Here is a 15339-nt window from a genome sequence, read left to right as displayed (position 1 = left end):
GTGCTAACAAAAACTTCAATTTTTCCCTTCAAGCGATTAATTATCAAAATAAGAAACTTCAAAATCCATCTTATTGTCAATACCTTCAACCGAATATAGATTAATTCTATTAACATTATTCTTATCTATAACTTTATTTCCAGAATCAACAAAATAATAATAAATTCGACCTTTAGGAAGGTCTTTAAGCTTAATAGTATACACCCCTTTATAGGGTTCTTGTTCAACTAATCTATTTAAAAATGGATTAAAATTATTAAAATTGCCAGCTATTGTAACAATCTGTCCAGGGCGACCTATATAAAAAATTTCAACTTCTCTTCCATCAGAAGAATCAATCGGATTTCGTAAAGACACGTAACTATGATCTACACCTATATCAATTATAGAAAATGGTATTGAGTCTTTATTAAAGACTACATTTTTATTATATTCATCATTTGTCCAAATACCATCTACAACAAGCCTATACTTAATGCTACCAACTCCATGAGGAAGATTAATCTTTACAAAAAAAAGTCCATATCTATTTTTCTTAAATAAATACTTTTTTGCATAACCATCAAAGTCAAAAGCAGCAAAAATTTTCCTAATATCCTTATTTGGAGGATAAAACATAATGACTCTCTTAGAGTCAACAATTGGTGATAAATTATCCTTTCTTGTTGAAACTTCTAAAAATTCATTTAAAGATAAATCAAAATTTTCAATTACATAATATTGTGAACAAACATTAAAAATATTAAAGAAAAAGAATATAAAATAAAATAGCCCACCTAAAATTTTTTCCATGATTTAATTATAAAATCCAATAAACAATTCTTTTTACCAAAATACTACACATTTATCTTACTTATCATTATACTAAAATATATATACTAAAGTAAATATACAAATATTAATCAATAAGGAGCGGAAAATGGGCTTTCATATTTATGAAGTAAAAGCTAGGCAAATAATTGATTCTAGAGGAAATCCAACTGTTGAAGCAGATGTCATACTTGAAGATGGTTCTCTAGGTAGAGCAGCTGTTCCATCAGGTGCATCAACAGGAACCCATGAAGCTGTTGAATTAAGAGATGGTAATAAATCTATTTATATGGGTAAAGGGGTACTAAAAGCAGTTGAAAATATAATAAATATTATCTCTCCAGAACTTGAAGGAATGAGTGCTTTAAACCAAGTTGAAATTGACAAAAAAATGCTTGAACTTGATGGAACTCCTAATAAATCAAAACTTGGGGCTAATGCTATTCTTGCAGTTTCAATGGCTACAGCTAGAGCAGCAGCCGAACACCTTGGACTTAAAGTTTATCAATATCTTGGTGCCTACAAAGCCAATATTTTACCTACACCAATGTGTAATATTATAAATGGAGGTGCGCACTCAGATAACTGTGTCGATTTTCAAGAATTTATGATAATGCCAATTGGAGCAAAAACTTTCAGTGATGCAATAAGAATGTCTGCTGAGGTTTTCCATACACTTAAAGGTATTTTAAGTAAAAAAGGTTATGCAACAGCTGTTGGAGATGAGGGTGGATTTGCACCAAATTTAAAGTCAAACGAAGAAGCTTGTGAAGTTATTATGGAAGCAATACAAAGTGCAGGATATACACCTGGAACAGATATCGCAATTGCTCTTGATCCAGCAACATCTGAATTATACGATCCAAAAACAAAAAAATATGTACTTAGATGGTCAACAAAAGAAGAACTCACATCCAAAGAAATGGTTGAATACTGGGCAAAATGGGTAGAAAAATATCCTATCATATCAATTGAAGATGGAATGGCTGAAGAAGATTGGGACGGCTGGAAAAAACTTACAGATAAGATTGGAAATAAGGTTCAACTTGTTGGTGACGATTTATTTGTAACAAACACATCATTCCTTAAAAAAGGAATTGAAATGCAAGTTGCAAATGCAATTCTTATTAAAGTAAATCAAATTGGAACACTAACTGAAACTTTTGAAGCTGTAGAAATGGCAAAAAAAGCAGGATATACTGCAATAGTTTCACATCGTTCAGGAGAAACAGAAGATACAACAATTGCCGATCTTGTTGTTGCACTTGGAACAGGACAAATCAAGACAGGATCTTTATCAAGAACAGACAGAATAGCTAAGTATAATCAACTCTTAAGAATAGAAGAAGAATTAGGAAGTATTGCCGAATACCACGGAAGAGACGTTTTTTATTCCATTAAAAAACAATAATAATAACTAAAGCCCTCATAAGAAGGGCTTTTTTTTATATAAACAAAATACTTATCTTTTTGAAAACTGAAAGCTCTTCCTAGCCTTTTTCTTACCAAATTTTTTACGCTCAACTTTTCGCGAATCTCTTGTTAAAAACCCATTGGACTTAAGAATCATTTTATACTCTTCGTTAAGATCAAAAAGAGCTCTTGCAATACCATGTCTAATAGCACCGGACTGACCTGAAATGCCTCCGCCATAAATATTAATGTAAAGGTCATATTTTCCAAGAGTATTTGTTAAAACTAATGGAGATAGAGCAATTGTCTTTAAATTTTCAAGTTGAATATAAGAATCAAAATCTTTATTGTTGATCTTAATATCACCTTTACCTTCCCTAATATAAACCCTAGCAACAGAAGACTTTCTCCTTCCCGTACCCATTCCTAAATTAATGCCTTTAACATTTGATTTTGCCATTTTTCCTCTCTTAATTTGCTTCTAATTTATAAAAATTTTGAGAACTAAGCATGTGATTAGAACCCGCAAAAACTTTAAGATTTCTAAAAAGTTCACGTCCCAAAGGTCCCTTTGGTAACATACCCTTAATAGCTATTTCAAGAGGAGCTGTTGGATTTCTCTCAGATAATGTTCTAAAAGTATCAGAGCGAAGACCTCCAGGATATCTTGAATGTCTATAATAAATTTTTTGAGAATATTTTTTACCAGTAAGCCTAATCTTTGAAGCATTAATAATTATAACATTATCACCTAACTCTTGGTGGGGCGTATAATAGGGCTTATGCTTACCTCTTAAAATTTTAACAGCTTCTGTAGCAACTCTACCAAGAACTTTATCTGACGCATCAATCACACACCATTTTTTCTCTACACACTTAGGTTTAACCCATATTGTCTTATTATTCGTTATCCTATTCATAATAATACACAGTCCTCACTTAGATATTCTACAAACTTATACTTTTTCATTGTATTATTTGTAAGTTAACCTGTCAATACTAACAGCCAAATTTATCCTGTAGCTTAAGAGAAACTTTGTGAAAACCATCTAAATCTCCTTTAGAAAATTTTAAAGGAACAAGCGAAGGAACATCAAAAAAAGGACTAATTAAATAGCCATTCTTTAAATACTCATTAAAAATTTCATCATGATACTCAGATTTATAAAGAGGAAACATATATCTATTAATTAGTTTAAATATAGGTGTAGCAAAAATATTAAAATTAATTTTTGTACTTTTTTCATAAGACAAAATCTTAGTAAGCATATGTCTAGCAATCGCTAAAGTTAAAGCATCAAAAGAATCTCTAAATTCTATTTTTCTAGATAAATTATCTACTATAGCAATGTTAATAGACATGCATCCAGGCATTGGGATCTTTACAAGCATAGGATATCTAAAATTATTAAATCCAGCCTTAAATTCATATATACCTTGTTTTTCCTCCCAAGGACTACTAAAACAACAATGGTCTGTTAAAGATAACAAAAAGTCTCTAGCATCCCTTTCAAATTTAAAAATACACACAAATCCTGCTTCTTTAAAAAAAGAAAAAAGAACATTTTCAAATTGTTTTCTAAAAACAGAAGGATAAGAAGCAGTAAGACCTCTTGAAAAAGTTTGCTTAAGAATAAGATTTAACCCTTGAACCCTATGTCCTAAAAAATTTAGGCCCCCATTTAAGTACAAATCCAAATACCTATTACCACTAATATCATAAAGATAAAAAAATCTTGCTCTTTTAATTATTGGAAAACAGCTAAATAAAGATTTATTATACATCCCTTAATTTATTCATTAAAATATCATTTGCAAGAACGGGATTAACCCTTCCAGAAGTTTTGCGCATAATTTGACCCATCATGAACTTAATTGCATGACTCTTACCTTTTTTATAAAGTTCAATTGATTTAGGGTTTTCATTCAAAACCTCAAACACAATTGACTCAATGAAAGAGCTATCACTTATCTGTGCTAAATTTTTTTCATTAATAATGATAGTAGAAGAAACATTTCGATCAAGCATTTCTAAAAATATTTCTTTTGCTATCTTACCACTTACCCTATCACTAACAATGAATTCAACAAGTTCACTAATATATGATGGTGGTAAATTAAAATCAAGTATACTTATCTCTCTATCATTTAGTACACTTAATACCTCAGACAATATCCAATTTGCCACTCTCTTAGGATCACTTGAGGCAATTGCTGCCTCTTCAAAATATTTAACCAAGTTTTTATCAGCCGTTAAAGTCACAACATCAAAATCACTAAGACCATATTGCTCTTTTAATCTAACTCTTGTATCAAAAGGCAATTCCACCATTCTATTAGACTTTATACTTTCAATATAAGAATCATCGAGTTTGATCAAAGGCAAATCGGGCTCCTTTATATAACGATAATCAGCTACCGTCTCTTTACTTCTTTGAAGCACTGTAATACCCTTTTTATCATCAAAACCCATTGTACGTTTACCTACACTCTCAAAAGTTTTTCTATGTAAAATCCACTCTTCTTTTTGTCTTGACTTTTCATAATCAATTGCCAATTTTACCGATTTAAAAGAATTTAAATTCTTTATCTCAGAAATGGGGGTTTTATACTCAATATTATTCTCATTGATAAGTAAATTAACGTTGACATCACAACGAAATGACCCGTTTTCCATGTTACAATCAGACAAATTAAGATATCTAAAAATTTCTCTTAAAGCACTCAAATAAGCTACGGCTTCTTCTACATTACTAATATCTGGTTTTGAGACAATTTCTAGTAATGGTGCACCTGAACGATTAAAATCAATATAACTTCGATTTTCACTCTCAAGTAAATGCAAACTCTTGCCAGAATCTTCTTCCATATGTATCCTAACAATATTGATTTTTTTTAAACCTGAACAAGTCTCAATAAAAATAAATCCATTTTCACAAATTGGTGCATCATTTTGAGATATTTGATATCCCTTAGGTAAATCGGGATAAGCATAATGCTTTCTATCAAACTTAACAATATTTTTAATTTTAGAATTAGTAACATGCCCAGCTAAAATTGCACTACTAATAAGTTCTTTATTTATACTAGGCAATGCTCCAGGAAGTCCAAGACATGTTGGACAAGTACGAGAATTTGGAATACCACCAAAATCATTCTTACACCCACAAAAAGCTTTGGTTTTTAATCCTAATTGTACATGAACTTCTAAACCAACAAGTAACTTATATTCCATTTAATCCCAATTCCTCTATTACATTTTTTGCAAAACTTAAAAGCTCAAAATCTCTCTTAACTTGGCCAATTATTTGCATACCAATAGGCAATCCCCTATCATCTTGAGAAAAGGGAATAGATAGCGCAGGGGCCCCAATAAGATTAGCAATCACAGTACACAGATCAGAATAATACATCTTTATAGGATTATCAAAATTTTCACCAATTTTAAAAGGTTTCACAAAACTTGTAGGCGTAATAATATATGAATAATTATTAAAAATCTCATTGAATTTTGGAACCAATACATTTTCAATAATTTTACAAGCCTTTACATAGTATTGCAAATCATAACCTTCTGATAACAAATAATTACCAAGCACAATACGCCTTTTCACTTCTTCTCTTAAAAACAAACTCCTATGTCTATAGTAAAAATCACTAAGATTTAATTCATCACTTAACCTTTTCCCATAATGAAGACAAGTATAACGAGCAAGGTTAGATGCAGCTTCAACTGGAGATAATGAATAGTAAAGAGAAAGTACAAAGCTTACTGCCTCTATTGAAACTTCATAAAGTTCAACGCCTCTGTTTAAAAGTGCAGATTTAAATTTAGAAAATTCGCATGCAACCTCAGGTTCCATCAAATTTTCACTAAGTTCTTTAATTACAGCTAATTTAATACCTGCTAAAGATTTACCTAACAATGGATAAGGATCTTGAATAATATCTATGCTGGTAGCATCCATTTTATCAATTCCACAAGTATATTTTAATATTAAAGCCACATCATCAATAGAATTAGCAAAAAATCCTATTTGATCAAGAGATGACGCATATGATACAAGTCCATAACGAGATAAACCTCCATAAGAAGGCTTAAAACCAATTAAACTTGAAAAGGACGCAGGAAGCCTAACAGAACCTCCAGTATCACTACCAAGTGCAAAAGGAGCTTGACCGGCAGCAACAACAGCTCCAGAACCACCAGAACTACCACCTACAACATATTCTTTATTTAAAGGATTAAGCGTAACACCATAATAAGAAAACTCACAAGAAGAGCCCATTGCAAATTCATCCATATTAGTTCTACCAAGCATAATTGCACCATTATCTTTTAATCTCTTAATAACAGTTGCATCATAAGGAGAAACATATCCTTGCAAAAGTTCAGATGCACAAGTCAAGGCTTTATTTTCAATTGAAATATTATCTTTAACAGCAATGGGCATACCAATTAAGGGTAAATTTTGCCCCTCACCTCTACCCAAAAGTTCATCATATTTTTTTGCCAATTCTAATGAATCATCAAAAAATTCAATATATCCATTGATATCCTTATTTGCTTCATAAAGTTCTTTATAAAAGAGCACAATATCATAAATTTTACACCTGCGAGTCAATATTAATTCTCTAATTTTTATTAAACTTAAACCTCTGAAGTCCAAATCAATACTCCCTATTCAAGCACTTTAGGTGATGAAAAGTAACCATCTACAAACACATTGCTAAAATTTTTAATAGATCCAATCGCCAAAGAAGGTAAAATTTCATCGTTTCTTAAAACAGAAAAGTTACATGCCTCTTTTTGAATGCCATCTTTTATCTCAAATTCAGAAATTTTATTTAACATGCCAATAATTTTTTCAAATTTAATGGCAAATTCTCGTTCTTCATTCTTACTTAATCTTAGTAAGCTTAACTTTAAACTATCTTCTAAACGAATATCTTTAATATCTTTCAAATTTAACCTCTAAATTTTGGCAAGTCCTTTAATATAACTTGAACTTAAAATAGCTTTTTTACCATTTCTCAGATTAATTTTAATAAATGGCTCACCATTTTGATACCACTTATCAACAACTATTCCGTTTTCACCATTATAAGTTATATAATCTCCAATATTAAAGCTTTTATTACCATTTTTTGAAAAAAAATATTTAAAATTATCTTTTAAATATTCTGGAACAAAAACAATATCATAATTATCTTTGCTAATATCTTGAAAAAAGATTGACATAGCTGTATTTTTGAGCATGCCTCCAAAAAATCTTTGCAAATTAATCGTCACAATAAGCTCAAATTTGGCTCTAGTAATAGCAACATAAAAAAGTCTTCTCTCCTCTTCCAGTCTCTCTTTAGTCAATTCTTCGATCTCAGCAGGCAATAAACCCTTTTCAAGACCAGATATTATCACTCTATTAAATTCAAGTCCTTTAACCCCATGAATTGAAGAGAGTAGTACACTAGAGTTAAAATCTCCATGTATTAAAGGTGAAATAGATGAATTTTCCAAAAATATTACAAGTCCCTCAAAACTGCCTGAATATTCAACTCCACTGCTGATAAGTTCATCAATATTTCTAGATTTTTCATCCTCATCAAATTTTTGATAATAATCCCAAAATCCAGATCTAATTACAACATTTTTAATAAATTCAGATAAATTTACATAAACATCTTTTTGTATATTTTCTGCTAGTTTATCATACAGATTTAAAAAAGTAACAAGAGAATCTTTTGCTTTGCCCTTAAGACTCTCAGCAACTTTTCTACTTGCAAGAATTAAATCAAAATTAACATTACGATCATTGAGTATTGCAATTATTTTATTCGTAGTAGTTTTTCCAATCCCCCTAGCAGGTTTATTTATTACTCTTAAGAAAGAAATTTTATCTTTTTTATTTACAAAAAGTCTTAACAAAGAAATTACATCTTTAATCTCTTCTCTTTCATAAAATCTAATTGAACCTAATATTTTATGTGGAATATTATGTTTTAAAAAAGATTTCTCAAACTGCAAGGACTGGTAATTAAATCTATAAAGAATAGCTGTCTCAAGCTTATTTTCAATAAGGAAATTAGAAAAATACTCAGCCTCTTCCGCAGGATTTTGAAAAACAAAAAATCTTATCTTCTTGCCCATTTTATTTTCTGTAGTTATTACTTTTTCATATCGATTTCTATTTTTTGAAATAACATCATTTGCAACATTAACAATGCTTAAACTAGAACGATAATTTTGTACCAAATAATATTTAGACACATTGTCAAACATTTTTTCAAATTCAAAAATATTTTCAATTCTAGAGCCTCTAAAAGAATAAATAGACTGATCTTCATCTCCTACTACCATAAAATGCATATCTTTACAATAAAGCTCTTTTAAAAATAAAAACTGTGTATAATTGGTATCTTGATACTCATCTACAAAAATAGCCTTAAATTTTTTCTGAACCCTCATCTTTATATCTTTACAATTTCTTAACATCAAAACGGTTTTAAGAATAAGATCAGCAAAATCAAAAGCATTATTTTTAGATTTTTCTTGCTCATAAAATTTAATATCTTTGTAACTTTTTTCATCAATACCACAATAATTATCTAAAAAGCAATTTTCCTTATATTTAAATATGAGAGACGCAACATACTTTGAAAGTTCAATGGTTGAAGCAAGCCCAATTTGCTTAATAAATTTAACAACATCATTAGTATCCCAAATTGTAAAATTTGAATCATAATTTTTATCAAATTCTTTAAAATAAAGTCTCAAAAGCCAAGCACCAAAAGAATGAAAAGTCTGAATATGCAAAGCCTTATTAAAATCAAAAAGATAATTTAGTCTTAAATTCATCTCATTTGCAGCTTTATTTGTAAATGTTAAAGCAAGAATCTCTTCTGGTTTTAATTGCATTTTTTTTATTAAGTGTGTTATTTTAGCCGTTATAACCCTTGTTTTACCACTGCCTGGACCTGCCAAAACAAGAATGGGATTTTTAGTATCATCTAAAACAATTTGTTTCTGATAAGAATTTAAACTAAAGAAAAATTTTTCTATTTTGTCCATTAATAAACTTCAGAAACCTTAAGATCAAAACCTCCAGGGGTTTTTAACCAAAAAAATTGAACTGCCATTATTTCTCTTCCATAACCCTTTAAAATAGAAGTAATATCCTTACCTTGAAGAATAATATTAACATCAGAAAGTCTTGACAAAAATAAGATTAAAGATTTTTTGAAATTTAAATTAAGAGGAACCTTCTTAGATACAAGCAAAGATTTACCATAAATATTATTCTCATCAGCATATCTTAAAAACGTATCGTTTAAAAAATTAATCATTAAATCAATGTTGGAAATATCTTGAGAAGAATATACAGTAGGATACTCACTAATCGATCTACTCTTAGGTCCATTAACTTCAAAACCCCAATTTAAAACATTAAATCTACTAGAAAGACTAGTTTCAAGCACATATTCAATATTAAGCATAAAAGATTCTAAGCTTACATGAGCCTTTCGAACCTTACCTTGAGAATAATTATCATACGCAATCTTAACTTTAACATTATCACTTAAATTTATTTCCCGAAATTTGCCTAATTTAAAAACATATCGCTCATTTCTCAAATCATTTGTAACAACCAAATCATCATTCATAAAAGAGACTCTATAATTTACAATAGCATTGCCATAAACTAAAGATAAAAAATCACCATCTCCAAGCATAACATTCCAAAAACTTTCTTTATCAAAAAGAACTTCATGAACTTCTAAAGCTCGTTTTGCAGCATGATTTGCTTTAAAAAATTTTCCTACAAATTGCTTAATCCCACTAAAATTTGAAATTAAAAGTATTAACAATATAATACTAACTAATCCTACTAGTATTTGAATCATTCTAGGAAAAGCTATCTTAGACAGATCTAAATACTGACTCCCAAGTCTGCCTTCGTTTACAAAATTTAAACTGTCATTTTGATCCTCAGTCTTAATTCCAATATAGCTACTATTAAGTCTTCTTTTGTATTCTTTAAAAAGGGACGAGACATACCAAACATCAATTCCTAAATACTCACTATAAGTCCTTAAAAATCCTAAAGCTAAAACTTCATTTGGAAATAATTCAATATTAGAATCTTCAAGTGCCTTAAGATATTTAACAGAAATTCTAATATCATCAGATATCATCTCAAGGGTTAAACCCTTATCAATCCGAGCCTTTTTTATAAAATCTCCAAATCTAATGAAATTATTTCTTTCCATTTCTCAACACCTCAAGTTTTTTTAACATCATATAAAAAATTATCCACTTTATTTGAAGTTTTTGGCAGATCATACTTAAATCTACTATCAGGGATTCCAACATTAAATTTTACAGATAAAAGATCAATAATTATTTCTCGACCACGATCTGTAGGATAAGCAATAACTCTCCTAATTACACCATTTCGTGTAAAAGCAATCATAAAGGAATCAATCGTAGCAGCACCCTTATAAAGTCGCCTTGAAAAAGTCAATTTTATAAAATTTTCTGTACTCCCACCTCCTCCAGATTCGTCAAGTGGTTCTAAATTTGGAGAATTAGTATAAGACACACTATACTCAGTACTTAAAATATTCATAAAACCACTTCCCACTTTTCCCATAGTCAACTGTTGTCTAAAAGAAGTACCAAGAGTTGGTACATAAACGGTTAAAATTTCACCATCACTTACAAAAACCTGATTATTTGAATCCAAATTAACAATAAATTTATCGGGAGATTTATATAACAAAGTTCCTGTTTGCTTTAATCCTTTTATATTAAGACTAATCTTAGCCTGCATATCTTCTATATTTTGGTAGTTTGAATAAATATTCTCAAAATATTGATTGGCAGATACTTGAGCAAAAATTAAACAAGGACAAAAAATTAATATTATTTTCTTCATTATAAAACTCGTATATTACTAAGCTCAATTTAACAACAAATACATTATTGTACGATCTATGTCTAATATAAATAGTACCACTTGTTATAATAATAAGCTATTATCATAATATACCATTTTATAAATTAATAATAAACATAGTTAACAAAAGATCAAAGGGGATAAAATGTCATTAAACTACAGTGAAATAAATATCTTACTTAAAGAAGTGCCACTAAAAAATTCATTTTTAAGAAAAATCAAACAGCCCAACCATAAAACTTTGATTATGGAACTTTATAATAAAGAAACAGATGAAAAAAATTTTAATATATTAATCTCATTAGATCCAAAAAAAATAAGAATTCACAAAACAAATAAGAAATTTGAAAATATCAAACCTCCTTTAAGATTTTTTGAATTTCTAAAATCAAAAGTTCAAAATGGTAAAATATTTGAGGCATATCAAATAAAAAATGAAAGAATAATTTTAATTAAAGTGTTTAAAAATAAGATAATAATCTTTATCTTAATAAAATTATGGCCATCATCTCCTAATATAATTGCAACAGACGCAAATTTTAAAATCCTTGATGCATATTATAGAAGACCAAGATCAAAAGAAATTACAGGTGAAATATTCACAAAAGCCAAAGAAATTATTGAAAATAATAATATAACTGACAAAAAAGAAGTCAAACTTAAAGATGGATATAACAATAAAATATCTTACTCCGAATTTATTGAAAATTACTATGACAATTTAGAAATAAAAGAGACTCAGGTGCACAATATAGAATTACTTAAGCAAAAATACGAAAAAGAGAAAATAAATTTAGAAAAAAAAATAAGCTTTCTAGAGAAACAAATAAACTCAATTGAAAAAATCGAAGAGCAAAGAAAAAAAGGTGAAATGATCCTATCAAACATTAACAGAATAAAAAAAGGAATGGATAAAATCATTTTAAACAATAACAATGGTGAACAAATTAAAATAATGTTGGACAAAGCATTACTCCCTAAAGATAATGCTTTGAAATATTTTAAAGAATACAAAAAAAACAAAAATTCTTTAAAGATCATACAAGAACAATTAGAATATGCAAAAACACAATACAATACATTAATATCAAAGACAGTTTATGTCGACAAAACAAACTATATCATACCGGAAAATGAAAGAACAAAAAAACAAAAAATCACAAAAAAACCATCTATTGGCCTTCATTTCATATCTTATGGATTTGAAATTGTTGTAGGCAAAAATGCAAAAGAAAACGATGAACTTTTAAGAAATTGGGCAAAGGGAAATGATTACTGGTTACACACAAGAGACTATCCTGGTGCTTATGTTTTTATTAAGAGCAAAAAAGACAAAACACCTCCTCTTGAAGTCTTGATAGATGCTGGAAACTTATGTGTGTTTTATACAAAACCTGCAAGACAATCGGGCGAAGCTGATCTTTACTATACCAATGTTAAATATTTAAGAAGAATCAAAGGAGAAAAAAAAGGACTTGTAATACCTAATAGGGAAAAAAATTTAAATATCAAACTAGACACCAAAATATTAAACAAACTAAAAAACAAAAATTAAGTTTATAATATATGTTAATCTAATCTTAAAATAAAATGACAAGTTCTTAAAAAAATATTGTTATTGAAGCTTAAAAAGCATAAAATTTAAGTACTGTAGGAGAAAAATAAATGATACAAAAATTAACAAAAATAGTAGCAACAATATCTGACCTTAGATGTGATACAGAACACATAAAAGAGTTATATGAAGCAGGAGTAAATGTAATAAGACTTAATACTGCTCATCAATCTCATGACGATGCAATAAGAGTAATAAACAATGTCAGACAAGTTTCAAACAAAATAGCATTAATGATCGATACAAAAGGACCAGAAGTTAGAACAGCTAATATTGAAAATCCTATTACCGTTAAAATAGGAGACAAAATAATAATCTCAACATCACCTATCAATGAGCCTAATGCATTGCAAACAAACTACAATGGATTTGTAAATGAAGTTCCAAATGGTTCGACAATTCTTATTGATGATGGCGAACTTGAAATGACTGTTATTGAAAAACTTGCAGATAGATTAATCTGCAAAGTTAAAAACGACGGACAAATCAAAAATAAAAAATCAATTAATACACCGGGAATTTCACTTAAACTACAATCTATCACTGAAAAAGATAAGGGATTTATTGAACTTGCAGCAAAACAAAATATTGATTTTATTGCCCATTCATTCGTAAGACATGCAAAAGATATTCAAGACGTTAAAGATATATTAAATGCTGCTGGAAATCCAGACGTTAAAATTATTGCCAAAGTCGAAAATCAAGAAGGAATTGATAATATTGAAGAAATTGCAAAGGCCTCTTATGGGATTATGGTCGCAAGAGGAGATATGGGAGTTGAAATACCAGCTGAAGATGTTCCTTTAGCACAAATTAAAATAACAAAAACCTGCATTAAATACGGAATACCCGTAATTACTGCAACACAAATGTTGCACACAATGATTGAAAATCCAAGACCTACAAGAGCAGAAGTATCTGATGTGGCCAATGCAATTTTAAATGGCACAGATGCCATCATGCTATCTGGAGAGACAGCTTATGGCAAATACCCAATTGAAGCTGTTAAAATGATGACTAAAATTGCTATAGAAGTTGAAAAATATAGAGAAAAAACACTATTTCAAGATGAGATTTTCAACAGCAAAAGGATCATAAGAAACTATATTATTAAATGTGCAATTGATGCAACCAAAATAATGCCTGTTAAAGCCATTATCGTTGATTCACTTAAAGGAAGAACCGCAAGAATAATGGCAACATACAGAGCAAGTGTACCTCTATTTATTACAACAAATAATGAAAGGATTGCAAGAGAATTATCACTCTCTTATGGTGTTTATGCGAACCTGGTTGATCATAACTTCAAGGCAACAACTGAATTTGTAGTAACCTCTCTTGAAATGCTTAAAACACAAGAAGTAGTTCAAGATTCAGATATCATAGTAATTATTTCCGGAAATCCAAATAGAGATACTAATAAAGGTACGGAATTTATGGAAATAAATACAGTAGAAGAAGCAATTAAAGGACACAACAGATAAACAAAATAAGAAATAGTTTAGTTGATAATATATTTTATTCAACTAATGATTGCAATTTAAAATTATTTAAATTAAATAAAAGAAAAACTCATAAAGCACTTTTAATTAGTTATGGTACTTATGAGTTTTTCTTAAAAAATATTGCTCTGTTCAAAAAAATACTAGCACATGATACAAAAAATGTGTTTATATTCTCAAAAACAAAAGAAAACTCAAAGATTAATATCTCAGATCATCAAGCTTGGAAATTCTTTAATAAAACAATTGATGTCAATATAAACATAATCAATTTAATAAAAAATTTTGAGTTTACAAATACAGAAGATAAAATAATAGAAAATGACCATAAAATTGAAATTGTATTAAATTTTATCAAAGATATAAAACAAGATATAAAAATTATTCCCATTATTTTAGGTAAACTTAAAAATCAAACTTTAAAAGAATTTTGTACTTTTTTAAATCCGCTTACAATAAAGGAAGAAAATTCGTTTATATTCCTCTCCCACTTCATATCACACTCTACACATTTAAACAAAACTATTCAATTATCAACAACATTAAAGGGGCTCTTAAGTACACCTAATTTAAATTCATCAACTCTATTAGAATATTATAATGCTCGCAAAATATTTCCTGAAAATATAAACACAATCATCATAATCCACAAGCTTTTCCACAAATTTGAATTTATAAACCAACAGATCATCAACAATAACAATGAATATTCAATAATAGAAAACATATTAATAAATTAAAATTAACAAAGATACAATTTTTAAATAAAATCTTCTATCTTTTTGGAATTTTTCTTCAAAAAAACACTAAGACCTAACTTCGAAATACTTCTTAAAGTACTTGCAGAAATTTTTATATTAATACTTTTTGCAAGCTCAGGAACAAAAAATTTCTTATTTATCAAATTTACCTTAAAAGTTCTCCTGGTCTTTACACCAATGTGTTGTCCCCCTCCACCCTTTTTTCTAGCAAGTCCCTTCCTTGGAACATTGTTCCCAAACATTGTCTTCTTACCTGTTATTTCGCATTCTCTTCCCATATA

General features: G+C 28.8%; 15 protein-coding genes. 4 read left to right on the top strand and 11 right to left on the bottom strand.

The annotated features are described in order from the left end of the window. Nucleotides 1-36 precede the first annotated feature (36 nt). Nucleotides 37-792 (bottom strand): early set domain-containing protein, encoded by a 756-nt coding sequence (locus QMG63_RS02780; RefSeq protein WP_281861509.1) that lies wholly within the window; start codon nt 790-792, stop codon nt 37-39. 127 nt (nt 793-919) lie between these two features. On the opposite strand from QMG63_RS02780, the gene eno reads away from it, so the two are divergent. Next, a complete protein-coding gene (eno, locus tag QMG63_RS02775; RefSeq protein ID WP_281861507.1) occupies nt 920-2221 on the top strand; it encodes a phosphopyruvate hydratase in 1302 nt (433 codons plus the stop codon). Nucleotides 2222-2272: 51 nt separating this feature from the next. Here the strand turns inward: eno and rpsI are convergent, their stop codons facing one another. The 9 genes from rpsI to QMG63_RS02730 all read right to left on the bottom strand — a co-directional run bounded on the left by rpsI (nt 2273) and on the right by QMG63_RS02730 (nt 11159). Continuing rightward, a complete protein-coding gene (rpsI, locus tag QMG63_RS02770) occupies nt 2273-2683 on the bottom strand; it encodes a 30S ribosomal protein S9 (RefSeq protein WP_281861505.1) in 411 nt (136 codons plus the stop codon). A gap of 10 nt (nt 2684-2693) precedes the next feature. Next, on the bottom strand, nt 2694-3143 hold the full coding sequence (gene rplM, locus QMG63_RS02765; protein WP_281861503.1) for a 50S ribosomal protein L13: 450 nt from the start codon (nt 3141-3143) through the stop codon (nt 2694-2696). 79 nt (nt 3144-3222) lie between these two features. Then, entirely contained in the window at nt 3223-4008 is a 786-nt protein-coding gene (locus QMG63_RS02760) for a hypothetical protein (RefSeq protein WP_281861501.1), read from the bottom strand. Then, nucleotides 4001-5458 (bottom strand): Asp-tRNA(Asn)/Glu-tRNA(Gln) amidotransferase subunit GatB, encoded by a 1458-nt coding sequence (gatB, locus tag QMG63_RS02755; RefSeq protein WP_281861499.1) that lies wholly within the window; start codon nt 5456-5458, stop codon nt 4001-4003. The genes QMG63_RS02760 and gatB overlap by 8 nt, the downstream gene beginning before the upstream one ends. Then, nucleotides 5448-6893: an Asp-tRNA(Asn)/Glu-tRNA(Gln) amidotransferase subunit GatA gene (gene gatA, locus QMG63_RS02750; RefSeq protein WP_281861497.1), complete on the bottom strand. Its 1446-nt coding sequence runs from the start codon at nt 6891-6893 to the stop codon at nt 5448-5450. The genes gatB and gatA overlap by 11 nt, the downstream gene beginning before the upstream one ends. Before the next feature lie 11 nt (nt 6894-6904). Next, complete coding sequence (gene gatC, locus QMG63_RS02745; RefSeq protein ID WP_281862088.1) at nt 6905-7180, bottom strand: Asp-tRNA(Asn)/Glu-tRNA(Gln) amidotransferase subunit GatC; 276 nt, start codon at nt 7178-7180, stop codon at nt 6905-6907. A gap of 18 nt (nt 7181-7198) precedes the next feature. Beyond that, a complete protein-coding gene (locus QMG63_RS02740; RefSeq protein WP_281861495.1) occupies nt 7199-9292 on the bottom strand; it encodes an ATP-dependent helicase in 2094 nt (697 codons plus the stop codon). After that, entirely contained in the window at nt 9292-10491 is a 1200-nt protein-coding gene (locus QMG63_RS02735) for a helix-turn-helix domain-containing protein (protein WP_281861493.1), read from the bottom strand. The genes QMG63_RS02740 and QMG63_RS02735 overlap by 1 nt, the downstream gene beginning before the upstream one ends. A gap of 11 nt (nt 10492-10502) precedes the next feature. Beyond that, a complete protein-coding gene (locus QMG63_RS02730; protein WP_281861492.1) occupies nt 10503-11159 on the bottom strand; it encodes a LolA family protein in 657 nt (218 codons plus the stop codon). 166 nt (nt 11160-11325) lie between these two features. Between QMG63_RS02730 and QMG63_RS02725 the strand changes: the two genes are divergently transcribed. From QMG63_RS02725 to amrB, 3 genes are all read left to right on the top strand, one after another. Further along, nucleotides 11326-12735, top strand: a complete 1410-nt coding sequence (locus QMG63_RS02725; RefSeq protein ID WP_281861490.1) for an NFACT RNA binding domain-containing protein — start codon at nt 11326-11328, stop codon at nt 12733-12735. Between the two features lie 110 nt (nt 12736-12845). After that, a complete protein-coding gene (gene pyk / locus QMG63_RS02720; RefSeq protein ID WP_281861488.1) occupies nt 12846-14279 on the top strand; it encodes a pyruvate kinase in 1434 nt (477 codons plus the stop codon). Nucleotides 14280-14284: 5 nt separating this feature from the next. Continuing rightward, entirely contained in the window at nt 14285-15037 is a 753-nt protein-coding gene (gene amrB / locus QMG63_RS02715; RefSeq protein WP_281862086.1) for an AmmeMemoRadiSam system protein B, read from the top strand. Nucleotides 15038-15057: 20 nt separating this feature from the next. Here the strand turns inward: amrB and rpmB are convergent, their stop codons facing one another. After that, nucleotides 15058-15336: a 50S ribosomal protein L28 gene (gene rpmB, locus QMG63_RS02710; RefSeq protein WP_281861487.1), complete on the bottom strand. Its 279-nt coding sequence runs from the start codon at nt 15334-15336 to the stop codon at nt 15058-15060. Between the last annotated feature and the right edge of the window lie 3 nt (nt 15337-15339).

Source organism: Candidatus Borrelia fainii, from assembly GCF_027925085.1.
Classification (GTDB): Bacteria; Spirochaetota; Spirochaetia; order Borreliales; family Borreliaceae; genus Borrelia; species Borrelia turicatae.
This window is presented reverse-complemented; position numbering and strand designations above follow the sequence as displayed.

Excerpts from the sequence above, each read along its gene's own strand:
- QMG63_RS02780 (WP_281861509.1), bottom strand. The coding sequence starts at position 792 with ATGGAAAAAATTTTAGGTGGGCTATTTTATTTTATATTCTTTTTCTTT.
- eno (WP_281861507.1), top strand. The coding sequence starts at position 920 with ATGGGCTTTCATATTTATGAAGTAAAAGCTAGGCAAATAATTGATTCT.
- rpsI (WP_281861505.1), bottom strand. The coding sequence starts at position 2,683 with ATGGCAAAATCAAATGTTAAAGGCATTAATTTAGGAATGGGTACGGGA.
- rplM (WP_281861503.1), bottom strand. The coding sequence starts at position 3,143 with ATGAATAGGATAACGAATAATAAGACAATATGGGTTAAACCTAAGTGT.
- QMG63_RS02760 (WP_281861501.1), bottom strand. The coding sequence starts at position 4,008 with ATGTATAATAAATCTTTATTTAGCTGTTTTCCAATAATTAAAAGAGCA.
- gatB (WP_281861499.1), bottom strand. The coding sequence starts at position 5,458 with ATGGAATATAAGTTACTTGTTGGTTTAGAAGTTCATGTACAATTAGGA.
- QMG63_RS02740 (WP_281861495.1), bottom strand. The coding sequence starts at position 9,292 with ATGGACAAAATAGAAAAATTTTTCTTTAGTTTAAATTCTTATCAGAAA.
- QMG63_RS02735 (WP_281861493.1), bottom strand. The coding sequence starts at position 10,491 with ATGGAAAGAAATAATTTCATTAGATTTGGAGATTTTATAAAAAAGGCT.
- QMG63_RS02730 (WP_281861492.1), bottom strand. The coding sequence starts at position 11,159 with ATGAAGAAAATAATATTAATTTTTTGTCCTTGTTTAATTTTTGCTCAA.
- QMG63_RS02725 (WP_281861490.1), top strand. The coding sequence starts at position 11,326 with ATGTCATTAAACTACAGTGAAATAAATATCTTACTTAAAGAAGTGCCA.
- pyk (WP_281861488.1), top strand. The coding sequence starts at position 12,846 with ATGATACAAAAATTAACAAAAATAGTAGCAACAATATCTGACCTTAGA.
- rpmB (WP_281861487.1), bottom strand. The coding sequence starts at position 15,336 with ATGGGAAGAGAATGCGAAATAACAGGTAAGAAGACAATGTTTGGGAAC.